The 14367-nt window shown below is 62.1% G+C and carries 12 protein-coding genes; 1 reads left to right on the top strand and 11 read right to left on the bottom strand.

Translation table 11 applies throughout. The features are described 5' to 3' along the window. Positions 1-122: 122 nt before the first annotated feature. Genes AC0L28_RS01590 through AC0L28_RS01580 form a run of 3 tightly spaced genes read right to left on the bottom strand, consistent with a single transcriptional unit; the run spans position 123 to position 3089 of the window. A complete protein-coding gene (locus AC0L28_RS01590) occupies positions 123-908 on the bottom strand; it encodes an ABC transporter ATP-binding protein (protein ID WP_473475172.1) in 786 nt (261 codons plus the stop codon). Further along, on the bottom strand, positions 902-1969 hold the full coding sequence (locus tag AC0L28_RS01585; protein WP_287172650.1) for a FecCD family ABC transporter permease: 1068 nt from the start codon (positions 1967-1969) through the stop codon (positions 902-904). Before AC0L28_RS01585 ends, AC0L28_RS01590 begins: the two co-directional genes overlap by 7 nt. Beyond that, positions 1959-3089 carry an ABC transporter substrate-binding protein gene (locus AC0L28_RS01580; protein WP_473475170.1) on the bottom strand — a complete coding sequence of 377 codons (1131 nt, stop codon included), beginning with the start codon at positions 3087-3089 and terminating at the stop codon, positions 1959-1961. Before AC0L28_RS01580 ends, AC0L28_RS01585 begins: the two co-directional genes overlap by 11 nt. A gap of 113 nt (positions 3090-3202) precedes the next feature. On the opposite strand from AC0L28_RS01580, the gene AC0L28_RS01575 reads away from it, so the two are divergent. After that, the gene (locus AC0L28_RS01575) at positions 3203-3991 is read left to right on the top strand and encodes a class I SAM-dependent methyltransferase (protein WP_128172116.1); all 789 of its coding nucleotides are present in this window, start codon (positions 3203-3205) and stop codon (positions 3989-3991) included. Between the two features lie 76 nt (positions 3992-4067). On the opposite strand, the gene AC0L28_RS01570 is transcribed toward AC0L28_RS01575, so the two are convergent. Genes AC0L28_RS01570 through AC0L28_RS01535 form a run of 8 tightly spaced genes read right to left on the bottom strand, consistent with a single transcriptional unit; the run spans position 4068 to position 14348 of the window. Then, positions 4068-5690, bottom strand: coding sequence for a GMC family oxidoreductase (locus AC0L28_RS01570; RefSeq protein WP_473475168.1), 1623 nt, complete (start codon positions 5688-5690; stop codon positions 4068-4070). Next, a complete protein-coding gene (locus tag AC0L28_RS01565; protein WP_473475166.1) occupies positions 5687-7201 on the bottom strand; it encodes an FGGY-family carbohydrate kinase in 1515 nt (504 codons plus the stop codon). The genes AC0L28_RS01570 and AC0L28_RS01565 overlap by 4 nt, the downstream gene beginning before the upstream one ends. 25 nt (positions 7202-7226) lie before the next feature. Next, positions 7227-8069 carry a class I fructose-bisphosphate aldolase gene (locus AC0L28_RS01560; protein WP_287172658.1) on the bottom strand — a complete coding sequence of 281 codons (843 nt, stop codon included), beginning with the start codon at positions 8067-8069 and terminating at the stop codon, positions 7227-7229. After that, the gene (locus tag AC0L28_RS01555; protein ID WP_473475164.1) at positions 8042-9778 is read right to left on the bottom strand and encodes a glycerol-3-phosphate dehydrogenase/oxidase; all 1737 of its coding nucleotides are present in this window, start codon (positions 9776-9778) and stop codon (positions 8042-8044) included. The genes AC0L28_RS01560 and AC0L28_RS01555 overlap by 28 nt, the downstream gene beginning before the upstream one ends. An 18-nt stretch (positions 9779-9796) precedes the next feature. Further along, a complete protein-coding gene (locus AC0L28_RS01550; RefSeq protein WP_287172663.1) occupies positions 9797-10792 on the bottom strand; it encodes an aldo/keto reductase in 996 nt (331 codons plus the stop codon). Then, positions 10789-11769, bottom strand: coding sequence for a sugar-binding transcriptional regulator (locus tag AC0L28_RS01545; protein ID WP_128167893.1), 981 nt, complete (start codon positions 11767-11769; stop codon positions 10789-10791). The genes AC0L28_RS01550 and AC0L28_RS01545 overlap by 4 nt, the downstream gene beginning before the upstream one ends. A 28-nt stretch (positions 11770-11797) precedes the next feature. After that, positions 11798-12787, bottom strand: coding sequence for an ABC transporter permease (locus AC0L28_RS01540; protein ID WP_128245196.1), 990 nt, complete (start codon positions 12785-12787; stop codon positions 11798-11800). A gap of 19 nt (positions 12788-12806) precedes the next feature. Then, positions 12807-14348 carry a sugar ABC transporter ATP-binding protein gene (locus tag AC0L28_RS01535; protein ID WP_473475162.1) on the bottom strand — a complete coding sequence of 514 codons (1542 nt, stop codon included), beginning with the start codon at positions 14346-14348 and terminating at the stop codon, positions 12807-12809. Positions 14349-14367: the final 19 nt, after the last annotated feature.

Here is a 14367-nt window from a genome sequence, read left to right as displayed (position 1 = left end):
AGTGAATGCCTCCATTCGTCGCCAAAGCAGCCGCCATGGTGATATAAAACGTATTGGATTCAAAGATTTATGCCATAATTTCGATCTATTTTCTAGGCTTTTGGCTTTCGACCACAGATGCCTTAGGCTGCTATCGATGCAGTCGTTGCCGTTTCGGCGGCGACGCCGTCCACCATGACATGACCGATGCCCCGCGAGCAGCGCTCGATCCTCGCCTCGACGCGGTACACATCACGCAAAAGCGCCGGCGTGACGACCTCTTCCGGCGCGCCGCAGGCGACCATCCGCCCCTCGGCGATGACGATGCATTTGTCGGCGAAGCCCAGGGCCTGATTGAGGTCGTGAATTGCGATCAACACCGCAATTCCGTGCTTGCGCGCAAGCCCGCGCATGAAGGTCAGCACCTCGACCTGCCGGTGCAGGTCAAGCGCGGACGTCGGCTCGTCCATCAGCAGGATTTCAGGTTCGCGAGCCAGGGTCTGGGCAATGCTTACCACCTGCCTTTGCCCCCCGCTCAATTCTCCGACGTTGCGAAAGGCAAGATCCGAGATGCTGAGCGCGGCCAGGATACCGTCTATGAGTGCGAGGTCGCCGTCGCTGACCGACCATGCCGAGCCCTGCTTGCGGGCGAGCAGAATCGATTCATAGACGGTCAGCACCGCGTTGGCTGCCGTATCCTGCGGCATATAGCAGATGCCGTCCGGCCCCTTCACCGCTCCCTCGAGGCAGACGCGTCCCGGGCCCTTCAGAAGTCCTGCGATGCGCTTGAACAGCGTCGACTTGCCCGCTGCGTTGGGTCCGATCACGGCGACAACCTCGCCACCCCGGAAAATGGGAGTTGAAACATCCGAAAGGACGAGCCGCGCCCCGTGGAAGGCTCCGAGACCATCGAGCCTGATCGTTACCATGTGCGCCTCACATTCGAGAGGATCAGTGAGATGAAGAAGGGAATGCCTATAAGCGAGGTGACGATGCCGATCGGGAAGATCGTGCCTGGAACGAGCGACTTGCTGGCAACCGAACTCGCCGAAAGGATGAGCGCCCCCGAAAGCGCGGAGGCGGGCAGGAAGAAGCGCTGATCTTCTCCGATCAGCATGCGGGCGATGTGCGGACCGACAAGCCCGATGAAGCCGATCGTGCCGACGAAGGCGACGGGAATGGCAGCAAGGAGGCTCACCATCATCATGGTTTCGAGCCTGAGGCGTGCGACCTTGACGCCAAAGCTCGCGGCCTTGTCTTCGCCTAGCCGCAGCGCCGTCAGCGCCCAGGCGCGGCGCACGAATATCGGAAGTGTTGCGAGAAGGATGAGACTGGTAATGATGAGCTTGGGCCAGGTGGCTTTGGTGAGGCTTCCCATCGTCCAGAACACGACCGCGGCGAGCGCCTGCTCGGAGGAAAGATACTGGACGAGCGACAGCAGCGCATTGAAGGTGAATACGAGCGCGATGCCGAGAAGCACGATGGTTTCGACCGTCACGCCGCGCTTGAGGCTCAGAAGGTGGATGACGAGCGCGGTCAGCATCGCCACCACGAAGGCGTTCAGCGGCACGATATATTCGATCGCGGCCGGGATCACGGCGACGCCGAAGGCGAGCGCGAGGGCTGCGCCAAAGCTGGCCGCCGCCGAAATGCCAAGCGTGAACGGGCTGGCGAGCGGATTGTTGAGGATGGTCTGCATCTGCGCACCGGCGACCGACAGTGCTGCGCCGACGACCACTGCCATGAGCGCGATGGGAAGCCGGATGTCCCACAACACGACGCGCACCTGAAGCGGCACACTGCCGGGAGAAACCAGGGCGAGAACCACCTGGTCGAGGCTATAGCTTGCGGGCCCGAGCGCGAGATCGATGCAGAAGCTCAGCAGCAGCGCCAGGGCGAGCCCCGCCAGGATCAGCTGCTTGCGCAGGACAAGGGCGCGGTAGAGCCCGCGCCCTTGTTTGGCTGACAGTGCGGCCGGTTCACTGCTCATCGGAGAGCGAGACCCAATGGCCAGGCCTGTACCCGACCGGCAGGAACTTCTCGTGCAACTCCTTGAAGGTGGCCTCGGCGTCGAGATTGGCGAACAGGTCGGGATGCAGCCATTTGGCCATCTGCTGTATGGCGACGAACTGATAGGGGCTGTTGTAGAACTGGTGCCAGATGGCGTGGACCTGGCCGTTCTCCACCGCCTTGATGCCGGTTAGCGCGGGCCGCTCGGTCAGGCCCTTGAGTTTCTTCAGTGCCGCGGCTTCGTCGGCGCCGGGACCGACGCCGACCCATTTGCCGCCCGGCACATAGGCCTCCCAATTGCCGCCCGTCACAATCACCTGGTCGGGATCGCTGGCGATGATCTGTTCGGGATTGAGCGCGCCAAACGTGCCCGGGATCAGGTCGGCCGCGATATTGGCCCCGCCGGCCATGTCGACGAACTTGCCAAAATTGTCGTTGCCGAAGCTCATGCAGCAATCATCGGAATAGCCCCCGGCGCGATCGATGAACACGGTCGGGCGCTTGGGGTTCTTCTCTGCGATCACATCGGTGACGCGCGCGATCTGGGCCGCGCGGTAGGCGATGAACGCCTCGGCCCGCTGTTCTTGGCCAAGCAGCTTGCCGATCAGGCGCATGCTCGGCTCGGTGTTGGTGAAGGGTTGCTCGCGGAAATCGACATAGACCACCGGAATGCCGACGGCGGCGAGCTTCTCGATGTATTGCGCGTCCTCGGTTGCCTGCTTGGACTCGATGTTCATGATCATCACGTCCGGGTCAAGTGCGATGGCCTGCTCGATGTCGAAGGTGCCGTCCTTGAAACCGCCGAAGGTCGGTATCGCCGCCATCGACGGGAATTTTTCCAGATAAACGGCGTAATTGTCCGGATCGGCCTGGGAGAAATCCTCGCGCCAGCCAACGATGCGCTTGAAAGGGTTGCCGGTATCGAGCGCGGCGATCAGGTAGATCTGCCGGCCTTCGCCGAGGATGACCTTCTCGACCGGCGTCTTCACCTCGACCTTGCGGCCGGCAATGTCGGTGACGGTCTCGGCGCGCGCGCCTGGGGTAAGCGGCATCAAGGCCGCGAGCGCGACCGCGGCCGCAAATATCGATTTCAAAATCATTGGGCTCTCGCAATTCAGGTGCCGGTCCCGCTTAAGAAACATGAATTGTATAATCAAGAATTTTCTTTTAGAGCAATTCCAATGTAGCCGCTTTGGGGAGTGCGTTTCGGGCAATGACGGCTCACGCAAACTATTCGCTGCGCGACGAGATTCGGGACTATTGGTCCGACCGCGCCGAGACATTCGACCTGCAGGTCGGCCACGAGATTTTTTCCGAGCAGGAGCGTGCCGCCTGGCACGCGCTCTTAACCACGCACCTTGGGCCAGGCACCGGGCGGGCGTCTCTGGATCTCGCCTGCGGGACTGGCGTCATTTCGCATCTGATGCACGATCTGGGCTTTGTGGTGACAGGCCTCGACTGGTCGGAAGCCATGCTTGCCAAGGCGCGTGCCAAGGCACAAAAACGTGGCGCCGATATCCGCTTCATCGTGAGGGATGCAGAACGGACGCTCGAGGACAGGGCGAGCTACGATGTCATCGTCACCCGTCACCTGGTCTGGACGCTGCTGGATCCGAAGGCGGCCTTTGCCGAATGGATCTCGCTGCTGAAGCCCGGCGGCAGGCTCCTGGTCATCGACGGCGATTTTGTCAGCCGCAACTGGGCGACGCGTATGCGGGAACTTTGGGAGACGCTCACGGCCGGCAAGTCCCAGGTCTCGGACAATGACGGCGCCGCCATGGCCAGACGTCACCAGAACATTCTTGCCCGTGTTTATTTCTCAGGCGGCGCACAGGCGGAAGAGATAGTTCGCTTGCTGGCCGAAACCGGGTTCGAGCAGCCGGTCGTCGACTGGAAACTGGGCGCGATCCATCGCGCTCAGGCTCGACAGATGAGTTGGCCCAAGGCGCTCGAACGCGCCACTCAACATCGCTTCGCAATCTGCGCGACAAAGCCGCAGTAATACCTCGGCATTGCGGGGCGACGGCACGACAGGCAATAGCTGCCGGTCGGCGTCAGCTCAGATGCGCCACCGAGGATTATTTCTTCTGGTTGGCGTCCTGCAAGATCATTTCCGATGCCTTCTCCGCGATCATGACCACTGGAGAGTTGGTGTTGCCGGAAACGATCGTCGGCATGACCGAAGCATCGACGACGCGCAGGCCAGAAATGCCGTGCACCCGCAGCCGGCCGTCGACCACTGCCGTCGAGCCTGCACCCATCTTGCAGGTGCCGACCGGGTGGAAAATCGTCGTGCCGATATCGCCGGCCTTGCGGACGAGATCTTCGTCGCTTTCATAATGTGCACCGGGTAGCATTTCCTCAGGCGCGAAACGGGCAATGGCGCGCGCCTTCATCAAGCGGCGGACGTGGCGGAGCGATGCCACAGCCACGGTCCTGTCTCCCTCGGTAGACAAATAGTTCGGCCGGATCTTCGGAGCCGCCTGCGGATCGGACGCCTCCATGTGGACGGTGCCGCGGCTTTCCGGTCTGAGATTGCAGACCGAAACCGTGACCGCGGGGAAGCGATGCAGCGGCTCGCCCAGCCGGTCAGTGCTCAACGGCTGGACATGGTATTCGAGATCGGGCGTCTCCAGGCGTGGGTCGCTTCTGGCGAAGATACCAAGCTGGCTCGGCGCCATCGACAGCGGTCCGCTGCGACGGATAGCGTATTCGACGCCCATAGCCGCACGGCTGAACAGATTGTGGTAGCGCTGGTTTAGCGTCGAGGCGTTGGCGACCTTGAAGACTGTGCGGATCTGCAGATGATCCTGCAAGTTCTCGCCGACGCCTTCCAACGCGTGGCGAACCGGGAGTCCTGCTGCGCCAAGCACGGCAGGTCGGCCGACGCCGGAAAGCTCGAGCAGCTTCGGCGAATTGATCGCGCCGGCGGCAAGGATCGTCTCGCCTGCCCGCGCACGATGCAGTTGGCCGCCCATGCGAAAGACAACGCCGGTAACGCAAGCTCCGTCGAAATCCAGCATCTCGGTCTCGGCGCCGGTGACGACGCGCAAATTCGGGCGTCGCAGCGCGCTGCGCAGGAACGCCTTAGAGGTATTCCAGCGCACGCCTTTCCTCTGGTTGACCTCGAAATAGCCCGACCCTTCGTTGGTCCCGCCGTTGAAATCCTCGGTCCGGGGGATGCCGAGTTCCTCGGCAGCATCGCGGAAGGCATCCAGGATTGGCCACGACAGGCGCTGGCGCTCGACGCGCCATTCGCCACCGGCGCCGTGAAGGTCGTTGGCGCCACCAAAATGGTCCTCGGACTTGCGGAAATACGGAAGCACGTCATCCCAGCCCCAACCGAGATTCCCGGCTTGCCGCCAACCATCATAGTCGGCCGCCTGGCCACGCATGTAGATCATGCCGTTGATCGACGAGCAGCCGCCCAGAAGCTTGCCGCGCGGATAGTTGAGCGCACGACCGTTCAGCCCGGGCTCCGCCTCGGTCTTCATCAGCCAATCGGTGCGCGGGTTGCCCATGCAGTAGAGATAGCCGATGGGAATGTTGACCCAGTGATAGCGATCGCTGCCGCCGGCTTCCAGAAGCAGCACGCGCATGCCTGGATTGGCCGACAGTCTGTTGGCCAGCACGCAGCCGGCTGAACCCGCGCCGACGATGATGAAGTCGTACTGTCCAAAATCGGCAGCGGTCTGTGTCAATTGGACGTCCGTTCGCTTGCCATCCTGTCCCATAGCGGACCCATGGCCTTGTTGATCTCACCATAGAGACGATAGCGCCGCTCATAGACCGGTGCGATCGCGCAATTGGGCTGGTAGCAGCGGTCGGGCGCGGTCATCGCGGCGGCGCCCGCAGAGAAATCGACAAACAAGCCGACGCCTGTCCCGGCTGCAATTGCAGCTCCCAGCGCACCTGTCTCGCGGCTGCGCGCCACGGTCACCGGCACATCAAGCACATCGGCGAATATCTGCGGCCAGACGGCGCTGCGCGAGCCGCCGCCCGAAAGAACCGCCTGGCTGACAATGGCTCCCGCTCGACGCAGCGTCTCGACATGGCGCCGGTGCTCGAAGACGACGCCCTCGAACAGTGCGCGCAGCATATGCGCCCGCGTGTGCCAGCCGGCGATGCCGTAGAAACCGGCACGCGCCTTGCCGTTCTGCTGCGAGCCGTAAAGGAAGGGGTGGTAGATCGGCATGTCTCCCACGGGATCGACGGAAGCAACAAGCTCGCTGCAGATCTCGAATGGCGATGCGCCTGCCGGCGGCGCATGCTCGAAGAACTCACGCACGATCCACTCGAGATTTGCGGCCGAAGTGGCGCTCGATTCGATGGCGAGGTAGCGCACCGGATCGAACGTCGACAGCATGAACATCGACGGATCGCGGATCGGCTCTTGGGTGATAACCTGGTTGATGCTCCAGGTGCCGGCAATGATCGAGGCGGCGCCGGTGCTGGTGACGCCCGAACCGATGGCGCTGGCGACAACGTCGAACAGGCCGGCCACCACAGGCGTGCCCGCAAGAAGGCCGGTGGCAGCGGCGACATCGCGCGTGACATGGCCGGCGATGTCGGAGGCTTCCAGCACGTCCGGCAGCAGTTCCATGCAATCGTCGAGACCATAGGCGGCCAGCAACTGAGGCTCGTAGCATCGGCCAGGCATCTCCAAAAGCCCGCAGCCCGACATATCCGAGGTCTCGGTCGAGCGCGCGCCGGTGAGGCGGTTGACGATAAAATCCTTGCACAGGAAGACGGTGCCTATTTTGGCAAAAAGTGTCGGATCATGGCGCTTGAGCCACGCCAGCAGAGTCGGCGTCTGCGCCGCCCAGGGCCGTTGCAGGCAGTGGACATAGGTCCGGTCGCCAACGCCTGCGGCAGCCCATTCGCTGACGATGCCGACGCCGCGCGTGTCGAGCGACTGGATGCCAAGCAGCGGGTCGCCGCCGCGATCCAGCGCGTAGAGCCCATTGCCGTGGCCGGCGCAGCCGATCACGGCAATGTCGCCAGCGTCGATGCCCGACTGGTCAAGGCACTGGCGGATGACCTCGACGGCGTTGCGCCACAATTCGCCGAGGTCCCGCTCGACATGGCCGGGCTTTGGCATGCAGGAACGGCTGTCGCGAGTGGCAAGTGCCAGCTCGCGACCTGCGGTGTCGAAGATGATGGCCTTGATGACGGTATTGCCCGCATCAAGACCAAGAATGTATCGCTGCATTGAAGCTCCTCCCAAGCTGCAAAGATTAGTCTTGCTGGTAGAGCTCCCAGGCCGCCGCGCCGTCGGCATTCTCATGGATGATCGCCATCAATCCTCTCACGACGGCGCGAGGGTTGGAATGCTGGTATATGTTGCGGCCATAGACCATGCCGGCTGCGCCTTGTGCCATCAGCGCCGCCGACTTGTCGAAGACGGCGCGCAAATCCTCCCTGCCCCCACCGCGCACAAGGACAGGACAGCGTGCCGCCGCCACCACCCGGTGGAAGTCGTTCGGATCGGTGGTCGGATCCGCCTTGATGATGTCGGCGCCCATCTCGCTGGCGAGCCGGGTCAGGGTGACGATCTTTTCGGGGTCGCCGTCGACCATGTAGCCTCCGCGTTCTGAATTGGGCAGCATTGCCAGCGGCTCGATCATCAGCGGCAAGCCATATCTTTCACAGTCGGCGCGAACCCTGGCAATGTTGTGGACGCATTGCCGAAACAGGTCCGGCTCGTCGGGCAGCATGAACAGATTGACGACCACGCAGGCCGCGTCCATCTCCAACGCGCCGATCAGCGGCTCGGCTTCGTTCTGCAGGATGGCCCACATCGAGCGATGGCGGGTTTTGTTGTATGGATTGCCCATGTCTATGCGCATGACCAATGCCGGCTTGTCCTTGCCAGGCAGGGACTGCAGCAGATCGGCCTGGCCATAATTCATCTGAATGGCGTCCGGTCCCGCGGCGACCAGTTGGGCGACGACGCCAGCCATATCCTCCAGCCCTTCCAGGAACGTCGGCTCGTTGCATACGCCATGGTCGATCGCGACGTCGAGACAGCGCGCCCCGCCGAACAGCCGGTTCATGCGGACTTTCTTGTTGATGCGCATTCGGCGCTCCTTCCTTGGTCTTTTTGCGATAGCTGGTCGAGATCGACGCCATGCTGGCGTTGCAACAGGGCAAGGAAATCGGCGCGCTCGAATGCTTTGCGCGCAGCGTCCCAGCTTTTTTCGACAGCGAGAATATCGAGAACCGCGTCGAGAAGATCGGAAGAGAGAGCACCGGTGATGGCGATTGTCGTGCGGCGGAGCAGCAGGTCCTCCAGCTGTTCGACATATTCATTGGCGATGAGATACTGAATTTCCCGGGCCGAGTAGTCGCTGCCAGGCAAAAGCTCGTCCTGTCCCGCTGCCAAATAGGCGGCGACGGCGTCCGCCATGGTGCCGTAGCGCTCGAAGAGGCTGCGCATACGGTCAAGCGACAGGCCATGCGCCGCCGCGCCTTCTGCGCACCATTTTTGGGGGGCCATGGGAAAATGCCGGCCGCCGCCGATCGGCATGTTTTCGGTGCCGACGATGCGCTGTCGGCACAATCGCTCGAGCACAATATCCGCTGCCAGTTCGCCGAACGACCGGAAGGTTGTCCATTTCCCGCCGATCATGCACAGCGTCGGCGGCACCATACCGCCGCCCTCGATGAGCTCGCAGAAATGATCGCGGGGAATGCGCCCGGTAAAACTGACCTGGCTTATCGGTAGCGGCCTCACCCCGGTGAACTGAAAGACGATGTCGGAATCAGCGATCTCGATCCCGGGAAACACGAAGGACAGGGATTGCCTGATGTATTGCCGCTCGTCGTCCTCGCAGCGCGCCTGGTCGGGATCGTCGGCACGGATATCCGTCGAGCCGACCAGCACATTGCCGAGATAGGGGAACAGGATGCAGATCCGGCCGTCCTCGTTCTCGTAATAGATCATGTGGCCGTCGAGCGCGTCGTGAAGCTCGCGATTATCGACGATCAGATGGGAACCTTTGGTGCCGCCCATCAGCTTCGGCGCAACGGCTCCGATAGCCGAATTGGTCAGGTCGATCCAGCCGCCTGTGGCGTTGACGACGAGCCGCGGCTTCACAGCGATCGTTTCGCCAGACAGTCCGTCGTTGAGCGCAAGGCTCGCGTCACCAAGCGATACACGTGCATAGTTGAGCGCTCGAGCGGATGGCTTTTCGTTCATGGTGTCGCGCAGCATCTCGGTACCCAGCCGCTCGGGGTGGCTGACCCAGGCGTCATAGTATGTCGCCGAATTGCGGATAGCAGGATTGATTGCAGGCCAGACCTTGAGTGTTTCAGCGCGGCTCCTGAACTTGTGCGTCGGGACGATACGCCGGGCGGCGGTGAAGAAGTCATACATCGCCAGGCCGGTCTTGATGACCAATGCGCCGCGCCGACCCGGACGACGGCTCAGCCCAAGGAAGCGGAATGCGCCATTTGCCATGCCTGAGAACAGGTCGAAGATTGGCACTGTGGTTGGCAGTGGCGCAACGTAATGCGGCGCGTTCTTCAATAGCCGATCGCGTTCGAGCAGAGATTCGCGGACCAGCTTGAACTCGCCGTTTTCAAGGTAGCGCAAGCCGCCATGAACCATGCGCGAGAGCGCTGCGCTGGCGCCGCCACAATAATCGCCCTTTTCGGCGAGCAGCACATCGACGCCCTGCAAAGCGAGTTCGCGAAACACGCTGATGCCGTTGATGCCGCCGCCTATGACGAGGACGTCAACATCGGGGTTCTCGCGCAAGCCGGCGATCGTCTGGATGCGATTCATCTCAGGACGCGCTTTCGATCACGCGTCTATCGCTACGAGATGCCCGGCCACCGCCGCATCGATGGCCCCCAGTTCCGCGGCGCTCAGTAAAATCTCCCCTGCCCTGGCGTTGTCGAGCGCCTGCGTCGCGTTTCGCCCTCCACACAACGCGAAGGTGATGCCGGGTTGCGCCAGCGTCCAGGCGATGACGATCTGCGCCATGCTTGCCTGGTGGACCTCCGCGACCGGGGCCAGGGCATGTTTCAACGCAGCTACCTTGCGCCGGTTAGCCTGAGAGAAGCGCGGATTGTCCTTGCGCTGGTCGTCGCCGCTGAACTCACGCGCCGGATCGATGGCGCCTGAGAGCAGGCCAAGTGCAAGCGACGAGTAACTGAGTGCTGCAACTTGATGCTGGCGCGCGATCGGCAGCAATGTCTGCTCGATCTCGCGATCCAGCATCGAATATCTTTCCTGGATCGCGTCGAGCTGGCCAGCGGCGACATACTGCTGCAGCTCGGCAGGATTGAGATTGCTGGCGCCGATGGCGCGGATCTTGCCAGCGGATTTGAGGCGTTCGAGCGCTTCCATTGTTTCGGCAATGGGTGTCGTCGGGTCCTGCCAGTGGGTGATGTAGAGATCGATATAGTCGGTGCCGAGCCGCCGCAGGCTCTGTTCCACTTCATAAGCGATGCCGTCGGCGCCCAGATATCGGTTCACCGGCGTTCCATCCTGATCGAAGAAATGGTTGCCCTTTTTCGAATGCCAGTTGAGGCCACATTTGCTGGCGATGACCGCGCGGTCGCGCCGGTCCTTGATGGCCTTGCCGACGATCTCTTCGCTGCGGCCAAGACCGTAAGCCGGCGCGGTGTCGATCAGCGAAACGCCGGCATCGAAGGAGGCCTGGATGGCGGCGATCGATTCTGCTTCATCCGTGCCACCCCACATCCAGCCGCCGATGGCCCAGGTGCCGAGTCCCACCGCCGAAGCTACAACGCCGGACTTGCCGATTGAGCGGGTGATTTGTCGAGTATTCATGCTGCATTTCCTTCGGCGAGCTCGAGGATCTTCAAGCCGGTGGTTTCGTCGGTGACGAGAGTGTCTAGGTGAGAGCCGCGCATGGCACTGAGGATCGGGACCACCTTGCTGGCGCCGCTTGCGACCCCGATCGACTGCGGAATGGTCGCGAATTCCTCGAGCGTCAGCGAGACCAGTGAGCGGTTGAGGCTGTAGTCGGCGAGCTTGCCGTCGCCGTCTATGAGATGGGCGAGCAGTTCGCCCGCCGCGCCCGAGCGCTCGATGGCCAGCCGGTCGGCGCTCGAGGACGGGTGCAGATCGTAGTAGCTCGAATCGTCGGCCAGGATGGAGCCGATGCCGACGACCGCAAGCGTTGCTTCGCGCGCCTTGTTGAAGACGTCCGAAACGGCCCGGACGCCCATCAGCATGTCACGTTGGGCCGGGCTGTCGGCAAACAGCGGCGCGTGAATCTGATAGGCGCGCCCGCCGAGCTTGTCGGCCATCAGAGACGCGACATGATTGACGTCGGTGTAATGCTTGCCCTGGACCAGGCCGGTCGCGGGAACAACCTCGACGTCGTAGCTGCGGCTCGGCTTGAGGCCGGCGACGACGGCACTCACCCCCTTGCCCCCGGTGATGGAAATCGTGTCGCCGTCCTTGATCGTCTCGAGCACCAGCCTGGCTGCGGCCTCACCGACACGCTGAAGCGCAGTCTGCGGATTGTCCGAAACGGAGGGGACGACGACGGCCCTTTGGAGTCCACCGATCGCGACAAGTCGCGCCTCGATGTCGATCAGTTGCTCGACCGGCGACTTGATCTTGATCTCGACAAGCCCGAGTTGATGACCGCGTTTGATGAGGCGGTTGACGGTCGCATGCGAGATGCCGAGCTCCTTGGCGATTTCCGCCTGCGTCTTGGCTTCCATGTAATGAAGCACAAGCGCCTGATACATCTGGCGGACGATCGTGACGTCGTCCCGCGAATTGGGTGGTGACATGATGGATGCTCAACTCTCGTGCTGCTGCTCAGGACTTCCTGCGGTGCAGGAAGTGGTCGATCGATACCGCCGCGAGCAGGATGCATCCCTTGATCATGTCCTGCCAATAGACGGAAACGTCGAGCAGGATCAGCGAGCTTGTGACGACCGAGAGCAGCGCCATGCCCAGTATGGCGCCGAAGATGGTGCCCGAGCCGCCATTGAGCGATGCTCCGCCAATCACCGCCGCGGCGATGATGTTGAGCTCCATGCCAGCGCCGAAGGTCGGGGTCGCAGCGCCAAAGCGTGACATATAGATGACGCCGGCAAAGCCCGCGAGGGTGGAGCAGAGAACCGTGACCCAGAATTTGACCTGCTTGGTCTTGATGCCTGAAAATTGGGCCGCCTTCTCGTTGCTGCCGGTATAAAAGACCTTGCGGAAGGCCGTGGCACGCCGAAGCAGAAAATCGAATATGGCCACGACCACAACAAAGATGACGATGACATAAGGCACATTGCCGAAGCTGCCCTGGCCGATCGCCTTGAACCCGGGCGGCAGGGTGAACAGCGACAGCGGGGTTCCCTTGGTGATGACAAGACAGAGACCGCGCACGATCACCATCGCCGCCAGCGATGTGATGAAGTGATTGAGCCCGATAACGGTCACGAAGAAGCCCATCACCGCGCCGATCAGCGCGCTGGCGCCTATGCCGATGAGGCTCGCGGTCCACGGGTCCAGACCCATCAGGAACAGAGCGCCTGAGACGACCATGGAGAAGCAGACCACCGACCCGACGGAAAGGTCGATGCCGCCGACAATGAGGAGTATCGTCATGCCGACCACGACGATGCCTTCAATGGAGAAGCTCATCAGCATGGCGCGGAAATTTCCCCAAGTCAGGAAATGCGGCGAAGCGAATGTCATGGCGATGCACAGCGCCAGCATGATAGCGATCAGCCCCGCCTCGCGCATCGACCCAAGACGCAGCCAGTTGCGCCCGCCAAGCCCGGGGGCGCTCGCCTTGATTTCAGCGTCCATGAGGGTTCCTCCGGTCTGTCTAAGCGACATTCTGAACCTGCCTTGCGTTTGATCGTTGCTGCCGGAGACCCGAAGCCAGCAGCATGATTGCCTCTTCGGTCAATTCGTCAGCCCCCAGTTCGCCGACGATGGCACCTTCGTGTATGACAAGCACCCGGTCGCTCAGTCCGATCAATTCCGGAAGCTCAGATGAAATCACGATGACGCCGACGCCCCGCTCGGCGAGATCGCGCAGCAGGCGATGAATTTCCACTTTGGCGCCGACATCGACCCCGCGTGTGGGTTCGTCCAGAATGACCACTTTGGGGCCGACCGACAGAAGCCTGGCGATGGCGACTTTCTGCTGGTTGCCACCGCTGAGGGTCGACACCTGTGTCTCGATGCCGCCCATGCGCACACCGTGGCGCACGACCAGGTCGGTGGCTTGCTTTTTCTCGGCGCGGCGATCGAGCAGCCCAAGCGGCGTGGTCAGCTTCCGAAGGTCGAGCGCGGAGATATTGGATGCAACCGACAGGTCGAGGAACAGGCCCGATGCCTTGCGGTCCTCCGAGAGGTAGACGAGGCCTGCGCGCACCGCATCGCTGTAGGTCCTGATGCTGACCGGCTCGCCATTGAGTTCGACCGATCCCGACACTTTCGGGCGCAAGCCGCAAACGGTCTGGACCATCTCGCTGCGACCGGCGCCAATCAACCCGCCAACGCCAAGAATTTCGCCTGCTCGAAGCGTGAAACTGACGCCAGCGGAACCCTGTCGATAGGAGAGATTTTCGACCGACAGCACAGGGCGGTCGGTACGCCGTTCAGGCGAGAGCTTTTGCGGATAGAGCTGCGTGATTTCGCGCCCGACCATCTTGCGCACGACATCATTGGGAGTGACCGAAGCGATAGAATCGGTCGCTACGTATCTGCCGTCACGAAACACCGTGACGCGGTCGGACAGGCTGAAGACCTCCGCCATGCGATGGCTGATGTAGATGATTGAAATTCCGCGCGCCTTGAGATCGCGGACGATTGCGAAAAGGCGCTGCGCCTCGGTCTCGGTCAGCGCGGCCGTCGGCTCGTCGAGCATCAGCACCCGGCATTCGAGCGTCAGCGCCTTGGCGATTTCCACAAGTTGCTGGTTGGAAATAGAAAGATCGGCGACTGGCGTCTCGACCGGGATCGGTGCCAGCAGGTCCATTATCTTCTGCGCATCGGCGTAGAGCCGGCGAAAATTCATCAGCGGCACGCGCCGATTGTTGACGGCCGCCATGAGGATATTCTCGGCCACCGTGGCATCCTGGCAGAGTGCGATTTCCTGATGGACGAGGCCTATGCCAAGCCGCTGCGCGGCGGATGGCGATGAGATGGTGACGTTCTTGCCTTCGAGACGAATGGCGCCTTCGTCGGGTTGCACAATGCCGGCGATGATATTCATCAGCGTGGACTTGCCCGCACCGTTCTCGCCGCACAGCGCATGAATTTCGCCACGCTGCAGCGTGAAATCGACCCCGGTCAGCGCTTTGATGGCGCCGAACGATTTCGAGATGTCGCGGATTTCAAGAATGGCGGCGGCAGTCACTCCGTCCCCCTTCAGCGTT

The organism is Mesorhizobium sp. WSM4847, assembly GCF_055811335.1.
The sequence above is the reverse complement of the archived record's forward strand: the minus strand, read 5'-3'. Positions and strand labels throughout refer to the sequence as shown.

Bases quoted from the DNA above. Each gene is read 5' to 3' on its own strand.
- AC0L28_RS01565 (WP_473475166.1), bottom strand. From the start codon at position 7,201: ATGCAGCGATACATTCTTGGTCTTGATGCGGGCAATACCGTCATCAAG.
- AC0L28_RS01550 (WP_287172663.1), bottom strand. From the start codon at position 10,792: ATGAATACTCGACAAATCACCCGCTCAATCGGCAAGTCCGGCGTTGTA.
- AC0L28_RS01545 (WP_128167893.1), bottom strand. From the start codon at position 11,769: ATGTCACCACCCAATTCGCGGGACGACGTCACGATCGTCCGCCAGATG.
- AC0L28_RS01580 (WP_473475170.1), bottom strand. From the start codon at position 3,089: ATGATTTTGAAATCGATATTTGCGGCCGCGGTCGCGCTCGCGGCCTTG.
- AC0L28_RS01560 (WP_287172658.1), bottom strand. From the start codon at position 8,069: ATGCGCATCAACAAGAAAGTCCGCATGAACCGGCTGTTCGGCGGGGCG.
- AC0L28_RS01555 (WP_473475164.1), bottom strand. From the start codon at position 9,778: ATGAATCGCATCCAGACGATCGCCGGCTTGCGCGAGAACCCCGATGTT.
- AC0L28_RS01540 (WP_128245196.1), bottom strand. From the start codon at position 12,787: ATGGACGCTGAAATCAAGGCGAGCGCCCCCGGGCTTGGCGGGCGCAAC.
- AC0L28_RS01585 (WP_287172650.1), bottom strand. From the start codon at position 1,969: ATGAGCAGTGAACCGGCCGCACTGTCAGCCAAACAAGGGCGCGGGCTC.
- AC0L28_RS01590 (WP_473475172.1), bottom strand. From the start codon at position 908: ATGGTAACGATCAGGCTCGATGGTCTCGGAGCCTTCCACGGGGCGCGG.
- AC0L28_RS01575 (WP_128172116.1), top strand. From the start codon at position 3,203: ATGACGGCTCACGCAAACTATTCGCTGCGCGACGAGATTCGGGACTAT.